The organism is Pseudomonas sp. GW821-FHT09C10 (assembly GCF_059418085.1).
Window position 1 is genome coordinate 78,048 of the sequence record NZ_JBWKPE010000008.1, and the last position, 10,068, is coordinate 88,115.

The window sequence follows — 10,068 nt, forward strand, 5'->3', positions numbered from 1 at the left end:
ATTGGCTTTGAGATCCAGGCAACCCACGAATTCTAAGCGGAGCAGTTATGGTTGATCGGCACGACTACGTGGCCCTCGAATGGGTCAAGGGCGACATTGCCGAAACCCTGAAACAGGCCCGTTCGGCGCTGGATGCATTTGTCGAGACCCACGACGATGGCGTGATCAGCCAGTGCCTGGACGCTATCCACCAGGTGCATGGTGCGCTGCAAATGGTCGAGTTCTACGGCGCGGCGCTGCTGGCCGAAGAGATCGAGGAGCTGGCCCTGGCGCTCCAGGCCGGGCATGTCGGCCAGCGCGAGGAAAGTATCCGCCTGCTGCAACAGGCCCTGGGCCAACTGCCGTTGTACCTTGACCGGGTGCACAGCGCCCGCCGTGATTTACCGCTGGTGGTGCTGCCGCTGCTCAACGACCTGCGCAGCGCCCACGGCGAAAGCCTGCTGTCGGAAACCAGCTTGTTCAGCCCGCCCCTGCTGTCGATTGCGCCGCTTGCCGATGACATCCTGGCCCAACGCGCGCCGGCCGACCTTCAGGCGCAACTGCGCCAGTGGCATCAACTGTTGCAGCAAGCCCTCGCCGGGCTGCTGCGTGAAGACCACGGGCCGAGCAACCTGGAAGACATGGCGCGGGTGTTCGCGCGCCTCGAGGCGCTGTGCCAGGGCGCGCCGCTGTTGCCGCTGTGGCAAGTGGCGTCGGCGCTGGTCGAGGGCATGCTCACCGGCGTGGTCGCCAACAGCCCTGCGCTGCGCAGCCTGCTCAAGGCCAGCGACAAGCAGCTCAAGCGCCTGCTGGCGCAGGGCATCGGCGGGATCAACCAGCCCGCACCGGATGAACTGCTCAAGAGCCTGTTGTTTTACGTCGCCAAAGTCACCCGGCCGACCCCACGCATGCAGAGTCTGAAAGAGCGCTACAGCCTGGATGAGGCCTTGCCCGATAGCACGGTGGTGGACGCCGAACGCGCGCGCCTTGCCGGGCCGGATCGCAACGCCATGGGCTCGGTGCTCGGTGCGTTGTGTGAAGAGTTGGTGCGGGTCAAAGAGCGCCTCGACCTGTTCGTGCGCAGCGACCGCCAGCACACGAGCGACCTCGACGCGCTGCTGGCGCCCCTGCGACAGATTGCCGATACCCTCGCGGTGCTGGGGTTTGGCCAGCCGCGCAAAGTCATCATCGACCAGCTGGCGGTGGTATTGAGCCTGGCCCAGGGGCATCGCGAGCCCAACGATGCGGTGTTGATGGACGTCGCCGGCGCGCTGCTCTATGTGGAAGCCACGCTGGCGGGAATGGTCGGCACCGTCGAGCCGGAAGGCCATGAAGAGAGCCGCCTGCCCACCACCGACCTGACCCAGATCCACCAGTTGGTCATCCGCGAATCCTGCCAGTGCCTGCAGCAAGCCAAGGAGCTGGTGATCGACTGTATCGAAGCCGATTGGGACCGCCAGCGCCTGGAATCCCTGCCGGAACTGCTGAGCCAGGTGCGCGGCGCGCTGGCGATGATCCCCTTGCCCCGCGCGGCAAGCCTGATGCGCGGTTGCACCGATTACGTCGACGAACAGTTGATGGTCAGCGACAGCCCGCCGTCGGAGCTGCAACTGGGGCATTTCGCTGACGTGATCAGCAGCCTGGAGTATTACCTCGAACGCATGCTCCAGGACCCGGACGCCGCCGGTGAACGGGTGTTGGAAATGGCCACCCAAAGCCTGGCTGCGCTGGGCTACCTGCCCGCCGAAAAACCCTGGCGCCAGGCGCTGGCAGCACCCGATGGCGCGCTGTCGAGCGAGGTTGCGCCCAGCCAGTCGCAGTTCGACGCACTGGCCAACCCCACGTCGCGCCTCAATCCGCCAGCCTTGCAACGCCCCGGTAGCCTGCTGCCGCCGCCGGCCGATGAAGCGCCCATCGACGATGAACTGCGCGATGTCTTCCTCGAAGAAACCGAGGAAGTCCTTGAGGTGCTGCACCGCCACCTGCCCAACAGTGCGGACAAAACCGCCCAGGGCGAAATGCGCCGCGCCTTCCACACCCTGAAAGGCAGCGGCCGCATGGTACGCGCCCTGGTGCTGGCAGAATTGGCCTGGGCCGTGGAAAACCTGCTGAACCGTGTGCTCGAGCGCAGCGTGGCCCTAGGCCCCGAGATCCAACAGGTGCTGGATGACGCCGTGGCCCTGCTGCCGGCATTGATCGCCGACTTCGCGACGGGCGAGCAACACCAGCGCGATGAGGTCGACGCCCTGGCCGCTCGCGCCCACGCCTGGGCCAACGGCGCCCCAGCGTCGGTCGGCGAACCCCACGATCCGATGTTGCTGGAGATCTTCCGCAACGAAGCCCAGAGCCATCTGGACAGCCTCAACCACTTCCTGCAACAGGCCGCCGAGCATGTGCCGCTGCAAGTCAGCGATGAACTGCAACGCGCCCTGCACACCCTCAAGGGCAGCGCCTACATGGCCGGCGTGTTGCCGATCGCCGAGCTGGTGCGCCCACTGGATCACCTGACCCGCGAATACAAGGCCCATCGCCTGCCGCTGGATCTGGACGAAGTCGAGTTGCTGCTGGAAGCCGAAGGCCTGTTCCAGCGTGGGTTGCGTCAACTGGACCGCGATCCCCTGGTGCCGATCAAGGGCGCGGATGACTTGATCCGCCGTACCCAGGCCCTGCTCGACCATCAACTGGCCGCGCTGCTCGACGCCCCCAACACGGGGTTGCGGATCAAGCGCGACCCGCAACTGATCGCCAACTTCCTGGCCCAGGGCATGGACATTCTGCTCGACGCCGAAAGCCTGCTGCGCCGCTGGCAGCAGCACCCCGGCGAACGCCAGGAACTCACCGCGCTGCTGGATGAATTGACTACGTTGGGGGAGGGCGCGCATGTTGCTGACCTGCACGCCATCGATGAACTCTGCGAAGCCTTGCTCGACCTCTACGGCGCCGTGGAAGAAAGCAGCCTGGCGGTCAGCGAGCGGTTTTTCCATGAGGCCGAACAGGCCCATGAGGCGCTGATCAGCATGCTCGATCAATTGGCCGCCGGCCAGGAAATCATCCCGGCTCCGGCACGTGTACACGCCCTGCGCGAACTGCTGGACGATGCACTGGACCCTTCTGCCACCGGCCTGATCAAAAGCGACGGCAGCCGCGCCCTGAGCATCTCCGAACTGGGCGCCGCCACCGCGCAACTGCAGGATGAAACGTGGATCGACGATGAACTCGTGGAGATCTTCCTCGAAGAAGCCGTGGATATCCTCGACAGTGCGGGGCAGTCCCTGAAACGCTGGCTGCTGGAGCCGGACAGTGCCGCGCCGTTGTCGTCCCTGCAGCGCGACCTGCACACCCTCAAGGGCGGCGCGCGCATGGCCGACATCGGACCGGTGGCCGACCTGGCCCATGAATTGGAGTGCGTGTACGAAGGCCTGGTGGATCGGCGCTACAGCTACTCCAGCGAGCTGTCGCAGGTGCTGATGGCCAGCCATGAGCGACTGGCCCTGCAACTGGAGGAACTGCAGCACCATCAACCCTTGAGCGACAGCGCCGAACTGGTCGCCCGGTTGCGCGCGCTACGCCAGGGCGGCATGCCGGCTGCACAGGCCGCTCCACCTGCGGAAACGCCGGGCACCGACCCCGAGTTGCTGGACATCTTCCTCGAAGAAGCCGCCGACATTCTCGACAGCTCCGGCAGCGCCTTGCTGCGCTGGCAGGCCGAGCCTAACAATCGCCAGGAAGTCGAAACCCTGCTGCGCGACCTGCACACCCTCAAGGGCGGCGCGCGCATGGTCGAGATCGGACCGATCGGCGACCTGGCCCATGAGCTGGAATTTCTCTACGAAGGGCTGTCCGCCGGTTTGCTCGCGCCGTCCGCCGAACTGTTCGCGTTGCTGCAGGGCTGCCACGACCGCCTGGCGCAGATGATCGACGCCGTGGCGGATGGGCTGCCGGTGGGTTCGGTGGACAAGCTCATCGAACGTATCAAGAGCCTGGTGCACCCCAGCGATGAGCCCGTGACGCCCGTGGCGCTGCCCGCAGGCAAGGCCGAAGCGGTGGTTGATCCCGGCGCCGACATGGTGAAGATTTCCGCTGAACTGCTGGACGACCTGGTCAACCTGGCCGGCGAGACCTCGATCTTCCGTGGTCGTATCGAGCAGCAAGTCAACGATGCGCGCATTGCCCTGCATGAGGTGGAAACCACTATCGAACGAATGCGCGACCAACTGCGCCGCCTCGACACCGAAACCCAGGGGCGCATCCTCAGTCGTCAACAGGCCGAGGCCGAGCGCCTGGGCTATGAAGAATTCGACCCGCTGGAAATGGACCGTCATTCGCAGTTGCAGCAGCTGTCCCGGGCACTGTCGGAGTCGGCGTCCGACCTGCTCGACCTCAAGGACACCCTCGACCGCCGCAACGAGGACGCCCATGACCTGTTGCAACAACAGGCGCGCATCAATACCGAGTTGCAGGAAGGCCTGATGCGCACGCGCATGGTGCCCTTCGAGCGCATGCTGCCGCGCCTCAAGCGCATCGTGCGCCAGGTCGCGGGCGAGTTGGGCAAGGACGTGGAATTCATCGTCGGCAATGCCGAGGGCGAGATGGACCGCAATGTGCTGGAGCGCATGGCGGCACCGCTGGAACACATGCTGCGTAACGCCGTCGACCATGGCCTGGAGTCCCGCGATGCGCGGCTGCTGGCCGGCAAGCCGGAGAAGGGCCGCATCACCCTGGACCTGACCCACGAAGGCGGCGATATCGTTTTCGATATGCGCGACGACGGCGCCGGCGTGCCTCTGGATGCGGTGCGGCGCAAGGCGATCAAGCGCGGTTTGCTCGCCCCTCATCAAGAGATGAGCGACCGTGATGTGTTGCAGTTCATCCTGCAGCCGGGGTTCTCCACGGCGGAAAAGATCACGCAGATTTCCGGGCGTGGCGTGGGCATGGACGTGGTACACGAAGAAGTGCGCCAGCTCGGCGGCTCGATGTTCATTGACTCGACACCGGGGGAGGGCGTGCACTTTCGCATCCGCCTACCGTTTACCGTGTCGGTCAACCGAGCGTTGATGGTGCACTGCGCGGACGATCAATACGCGATTCCGCTCAACACCATCGAAGGTCTGGTGCGGGTGCTGCCCCATGAGCTGGCGGGGCACTACCAGCAGGATCCGCCGTGTTATGAATATGCCGGCCAACGCTACGAGCTGTTTTACCTGGGTGACCTGCTGCACACCGTCGGTCGCCCGAAATTACTGGGCCAGTATCAACCCGTGCCGGTGTTGCTGGTGCAGTGCAACGAGCGCCGTGTGGCAGTGCATGTAGACGCCATGGCCGGCACCCGGGAGATTGTAGTCAAGGGCCTGGGCCCGCAGTTTTCCGGGGTGCAGGGGTTATCCGGCGCGACCATCCTGGGGGATGGGCGCGTGGTGTTGATCATCGACCTGCTCGCGCACATCCGCGCCCGGCAACCGGCCTTGCCGGCCCAGGCGGTGGATGCTCCGCTGATCCTCAACGACCCGCTGAAAAAACGCCCGCTGCTGGTGCTGGTGGTGGACGACTCGGTCACCGTGCGCAAAGTCACGAGCCGCCTGTTGGAGCGCAACGGCATGAACGTACTCACCGCCAAGGACGGCATCGACGCCCTTGCCGTGCTCGAGGAACATACCCCCGACCTGATGCTGCTCGACATCGAAATGCCGCGCATGGACGGCTTCGAAGTGGCCATCCAGGTGCGCAACGACCCCCGGCTGATGCGCCTGCCGATCATCATGATCACCTCCCGCACCGGCCAGAAACACCGCGACCGCGCCATGGCCATCGGCGTCAACGACTACCTGGGCAAGCCGTACCAGGAATCGGTGCTGCTCGAAAGCATCGCCTACTGGAGCAAATCCCGTGCTTGACCACCGTACCAGCCAACTCACCGGCCTGCTCCTGCCCCTGGCCGACCGCCACCTGATACTGCCCAACGTCGCCATCGCCGAGTTGATCGACTTCCAACGCGGCGAACCGGCCAGCGATGCACCGCCGTGGTATTTGCGGCAAGTGACCTGGCGCGATCGGCAAATCCCGTTGATCAGCTTTGAAGCAGCGTGCGGCGAGGCCAGCGTGACCGGCGAACGCTCGCGGATCGTGGTGTTGAATGCACTGGGCGGGCGACCGACGTTGAAGTTCATTGCGCTGGTGATCCAGGGGATTCCACGGTCGTACAAGCTCGATAGCGAATTGAGCTACGTGGACGTGCCGCTGTGCCCGCTGGAACTGGCGGCGGTGCAGGTGGGGGAACATGTGGCTAAGGTGCCGGATTTGATGGGGTTGGAGGCGCTGCTGGTGGAGTCCGGGTTGGCCTGAGCTGCGCCTTCTCCATAGAAGTGAAAGGTCCCTGTGGTGAGGGCGCTTTCCCGTTCAGAGACGCTGCAGCAGATGAAAATCAGCAATCAGCATACCCGCCAGGTACACCATCAAAACCACCACGCCCGCGTCCAACAAACGCCAGACCTTTGCCGAACGAAATAGCCCCGTCAACCTTTGGCATCCCAACGCTAAAACCACAAACCACACCAGCGACGCGGTCATTGCTCCGCCGGCAAAGAGCGCTTGTTGGCTGACGGGTTTTGCCGCACCAATAGAGCCAATTAGCACCACGGTATCCAGCCAAGCATAGGGATTGGCAAATCCAAGTATCACCGCCGTGCGCAGCAATCCCCGTTGTGAGGTGAGGTTGCTTCGAGTGTCTGGCATCGACTGGTTACGCACACAAGCCAATAACCGCTGCCCGCCAAACCACAACAGATAAGCCGCTCCCGACAGCAGCAGGAACGCCACCAGACCCGGCTTGCTGCCGAGCAACGAGCCCAAGCCCATGACCCCAAGAGCGATGAGGATGATATCGGCGAACACGCATACCGCCACCACACCCCAGACAGGGCTGCGACTGACACCCTGGCGAATAACCAGGGTGTCCTTCGGTCCAGGAGCGGCGAACAGTCCGATGCCCAGTAGAAGACCTTCGAGATAAAAGGCGTTGAGGTCTGGAGTCATGAAGTGCTCGACCGCTTGGGTATCAGTTCAGATGTAAAGGAATGCAACAAACACTAAGTTCGCAAGCATGCGAGAAACTACGACACTGGATATGACCGGCTAAAAGGGTGCCATCCGTGTCCTTCACAACATCGCCAGCAGGTGGCGAGTGTGCATGGTTCAAGACACGTGGCGGCGGACAAATTGTCTTTTTTGGCGGACAAAGAAATGACGTTCACCTAAAAATGGGAACCGCAAACTTCGTATGAATATAAGAACGCGAGATACCCTCAGGTCACTGGTTGCACGGCGCAGCCGCGAGCTGGGCAAGCCCCTGACTGCGCTGGCCAAGGAGGCGGGAATTTCCAGAACCTACCTGTACGGTCTAGCGGCTGGGGCCTCCAGGGACCCGTCGGTGCGTACGCTGATCAAGCTGGCAAAGGCATTGCAGGTTTCTCCCTTGCTACTGTTTCGCTACTTCGCTGACCTGACTGGCGCGCCCGCTAATGGGAGCTCAATGGCTACCACCAATCGGGCTGCAGGTATTGATGATCCGGAGGACGTTGCTGTGTTCAATGCCGATGTCACGACGCCTGATCAAGCCGTCGTGTTGCCGGGGGAAGTTTTTCAGAAAACCTGGGAGATTCAGAACCTGGGCACACGACCCTGGCGCGGGCGACGACTGGTGCGTGTTGATAGGGAATATGTGATTGCCCGCCGCACCGATCCACAGGGTCAGTTGGAGGTTGTGATGGATATTCATCTGCGTAGCCTGCACAGCGAACTCCCTATTGCCGATACGCTGCCGGGCCAGCCGGTGCATATCAGTGTGGAGTTTGCAGCACCCAAGGAGACCTGCACGGTGGCTTCAGTCTGGAGAATCGAGGATGAGCAGGGGAAACCTTGTTACGGGCCTGCGTTCATTTTGCATGTAGTGGTTAACGTCATGGCGCGTTGAGCGTCCGGTTGGCTTTTTCCTTAGTCAATCCGCGCAAACCGCTCAATCACCGGCTGCTCCCGATGCTCGGCCTGCCACAAGTCGTGGGCACTTTGCATCGACAACCATAACTGCGCAGTACTTACGCCGGCTCGCTCCAACCGGACGGCAAGGTCTGGGCTGACGGGGGCGTGGCCATGCAAGATCCTTGAAAAAGTCTCGCGGGCGAAGCCAAGGCGTCTGGCCATTTCGGTGATGGTAATACCGAGGGCCGGGACTACATCCTCAAGCAGAATTTCGCCTGGGTGAGGTGGGTTGTGCATACGCAGATTGGGTTTAGAGTTCGGATTCACGATGGTCGCCCGTGGTGGATTTGGACGAAAAAGGCTAGAGAGGCAGGTTCCGAGCAACAACCTGAAAGACCTGTCGGAACATTCTGTCGTGCCTGTCGGTAACTCGTGGATGCTACAAGCTGTGTCCGTACATCAGGCTTTGATCGAATGGCTGTATGAAATTTCTGTAAGTGCTGATTCGGTGCTTTTGCTGATTTTTGAGTGCTAGCTTTTGATACTCAACTCCATCAGCAAGGATTCGCATATGGCTGTCCCTCCAATGCCCCCAGGCGTTTCGCTGCAAGACAATATCGCCCTGGCCAACAACCGTAGGATGCATTTGAAGCCTGGTTCGGCGTTCACCTATTCATGGTTTTACTCACAGGTCAGGGGGCGTGGTCCTTGGGATTACAAACAGAAAAGTCGCGAGTACGAGGCGTTCGGCAACTTTAACTATGGGGTTACCGGAACGGTGTTGGGTATCTCCGAAGGTGTGTTGCTTAGAGCGGCGGGTGCTGCGCAAAAAGCGGCGGGGACATCTCGGCCGGAGTTTGGGGACTGGTGGGGTGATGCGCCCTATGGCGATGACCATAGCGACCAGTACTGGATCAAGGAGGGTATCGAGTATGCCAGAGCTCAAGGGTATTAAGTGGCCGATCCAGGTCTTGCTCAACGGGCTGCTGGTGGTGTGTCTCGGGTACTTGGGCGTTGGTTGGTTGATGAGTCCCGGTACACCAGAGTTGGATGAGGTAGTACTCAAGCATTCCTTGAGTAACGGCAACTCTATTTATGGCGTGCGGGATAGTCAGGGTGGTGCGACGGTAGGTTTTTCCTATAGGTACTACGTCCATAAGGATCTGGGCAATGATCACGAAATACTCACGTCATTGGTGTCGGCACATCCATTTCTAAAAACCAAGGAGCCTGATGTCCAGGTGACCCAGGTGGATGGAGTCATCCATCTCATTGTTCGTGGGGAGGTTTATGAGTACCGCAGCTACCCGCTTGAAGCTTTGGGGGGCGTGAGCATCGACATGAGGCTGTAGGTCTGCGCCTGCTGGCTTCGGATTTTTCCTGCAAGATTTTGGGTTGTGCATGAACTTGTCGCGTGCAGTCAGCGCGCCTAGTCTTCGTCCCGTCATCGCAAAAAACGGTGACACGGACGTGCAAGTCCGGTTACATGTCGGCGCACCAACGCCCATAGCCATTCAACGGGCGTTTTTTATGCCTGCTGTATTTGTTATGGCGGCTGTGCGTGGGAGATCCTTCGGGGTCTGCCGGGGTCCGATATGCCCGGTCTTGCACACCTGCGCACAGCTGCCACCTTAATTCGCGTGCAAGCGGAAAAGGGCAGTCTCCATCACATATCGGAGTTGTAAATCATGGTTAAACCTACCCCCAATCCGCCCGCAAGCCTCTTCACCGTAAACCTCCACCAAAACACCGAAACCCTGCTGGTCAACGCCAGCGAAACCCTGTCCTCCCTCAATGCACTCACCTGCAACCTGGCCTTCGACCTGGACACTTCCCAGCGCGCCATCATGCTTGGGATCCAGCAAATGGCCGAGTTGGGGCAGTTGTTGGTGGATCAGGCACTGGAGCAGGTCAGCCCTTCGCTGGAAAAGGTCCCAAACAGGGACTGATCAGCCCCTGTTTGGGACCGCTATCTAACAGGCATCACTGAACAAATGTGGGAGGGGCGGTGCGACGATTCGACTTGCCCCCGATGGCTGAGTGTCAGTTGATACATCACTTAGCTGACCCACCGCCATCGGGGCAAGCCCCCTCCCACATTTAGATCATCTTTTGGCT

The 10,068-nt window shown here is 61.5% G+C and carries 8 protein-coding genes; 6 read left to right on the forward strand and 2 right to left on the reverse strand.

What is annotated here, in order from left to right; all coding sequences use genetic code 11:
- The first annotated feature begins 47 nt into the window (after window positions 1-47).
- Together AC07OT_RS16675 and AC07OT_RS16680 are read left to right on the forward strand one after the other, a co-directional pair.
- The gene (locus AC07OT_RS16675; protein WP_495108540.1) at window positions 48-5,870 is read left to right on the forward strand and encodes an Hpt domain-containing protein; all 5,823 of its coding nucleotides are present in this window, start codon (window positions 48-50) and stop codon (window positions 5,868-5,870) included.
- Window positions 5,863-6,318: a chemotaxis protein CheW gene (locus tag AC07OT_RS16680; RefSeq protein WP_115485585.1), complete on the forward strand. Its 456-nt coding sequence runs from the start codon at window positions 5,863-5,865 to the stop codon at window positions 6,316-6,318. Before AC07OT_RS16675 ends, AC07OT_RS16680 begins: the two co-directional genes overlap by 8 nt.
- 54 nt (window positions 6,319-6,372) lie before the next feature.
- On the opposite strand, the gene AC07OT_RS16685 is transcribed toward AC07OT_RS16680, so the two are convergent.
- Complete coding sequence (locus AC07OT_RS16685; protein ID WP_495108541.1) at window positions 6,373-7,008, reverse strand: LysE/ArgO family amino acid transporter; 636 nt, start codon at window positions 7,006-7,008, stop codon at window positions 6,373-6,375.
- A 244-nt stretch (window positions 7,009-7,252) separates the two neighbouring features.
- Between AC07OT_RS16685 and AC07OT_RS16690 the strand changes: the two genes are divergently transcribed.
- Complete coding sequence (locus tag AC07OT_RS16690; RefSeq protein ID WP_495108542.1) at window positions 7,253-7,945, forward strand: NBR1-Ig-like domain-containing protein; 693 nt, start codon at window positions 7,253-7,255, stop codon at window positions 7,943-7,945.
- A gap of 20 nt (window positions 7,946-7,965) precedes the next feature.
- Here the strand turns inward: AC07OT_RS16690 and AC07OT_RS16695 are convergent, their stop codons facing one another.
- Window positions 7,966-8,253: a HigA family addiction module antitoxin gene (locus AC07OT_RS16695; protein WP_495102048.1), complete on the reverse strand. Its 288-nt coding sequence runs from the start codon at window positions 8,251-8,253 to the stop codon at window positions 7,966-7,968.
- Window positions 8,254-8,521: 268 nt separating this feature from the next.
- On the opposite strand from AC07OT_RS16695, the gene AC07OT_RS16700 reads away from it, so the two are divergent.
- From AC07OT_RS16700 to AC07OT_RS16710, 3 genes are all read left to right on the forward strand, one after another.
- Window positions 8,522-8,905, forward strand: coding sequence for a polymorphic toxin type 44 domain-containing protein (locus AC07OT_RS16700; protein ID WP_193603507.1), 384 nt, complete (start codon window positions 8,522-8,524; stop codon window positions 8,903-8,905).
- Entirely contained in the window at window positions 8,883-9,302 is a 420-nt protein-coding gene (locus AC07OT_RS16705; protein WP_115485588.1) for a hypothetical protein, read from the forward strand. The genes AC07OT_RS16700 and AC07OT_RS16705 overlap by 23 nt, the downstream gene beginning before the upstream one ends.
- Before the next feature lie 336 nt (window positions 9,303-9,638).
- Window positions 9,639-9,899 carry a DUF6124 family protein gene (locus AC07OT_RS16710; protein ID WP_495108543.1) on the forward strand — a complete coding sequence of 87 codons (261 nt, stop codon included), beginning with the start codon at window positions 9,639-9,641 and terminating at the stop codon, window positions 9,897-9,899.
- Window positions 9,900-10,068 lie beyond the last annotated feature (169 nt).

Coding starts and splice junctions, on each gene's coding strand:
- AC07OT_RS16690 (WP_495108542.1), top strand. CDS start 7,253: ATGAATATAAGAACGCGAGATACCCTCAGGTCACTGGTTGCACGGCGC.
- AC07OT_RS16685 (WP_495108541.1), bottom strand. CDS start 7,008: ATGACTCCAGACCTCAACGCCTTTTATCTCGAAGGTCTTCTACTGGGC.
- AC07OT_RS16710 (WP_495108543.1), top strand. CDS start 9,639: ATGGTTAAACCTACCCCCAATCCGCCCGCAAGCCTCTTCACCGTAAAC.
- AC07OT_RS16700 (WP_193603507.1), top strand. CDS start 8,522: ATGGCTGTCCCTCCAATGCCCCCAGGCGTTTCGCTGCAAGACAATATC.
- AC07OT_RS16705 (WP_115485588.1), top strand. CDS start 8,883: ATGCCAGAGCTCAAGGGTATTAAGTGGCCGATCCAGGTCTTGCTCAAC.
- AC07OT_RS16675 (WP_495108540.1), top strand. CDS start 48: ATGGTTGATCGGCACGACTACGTGGCCCTCGAATGGGTCAAGGGCGAC.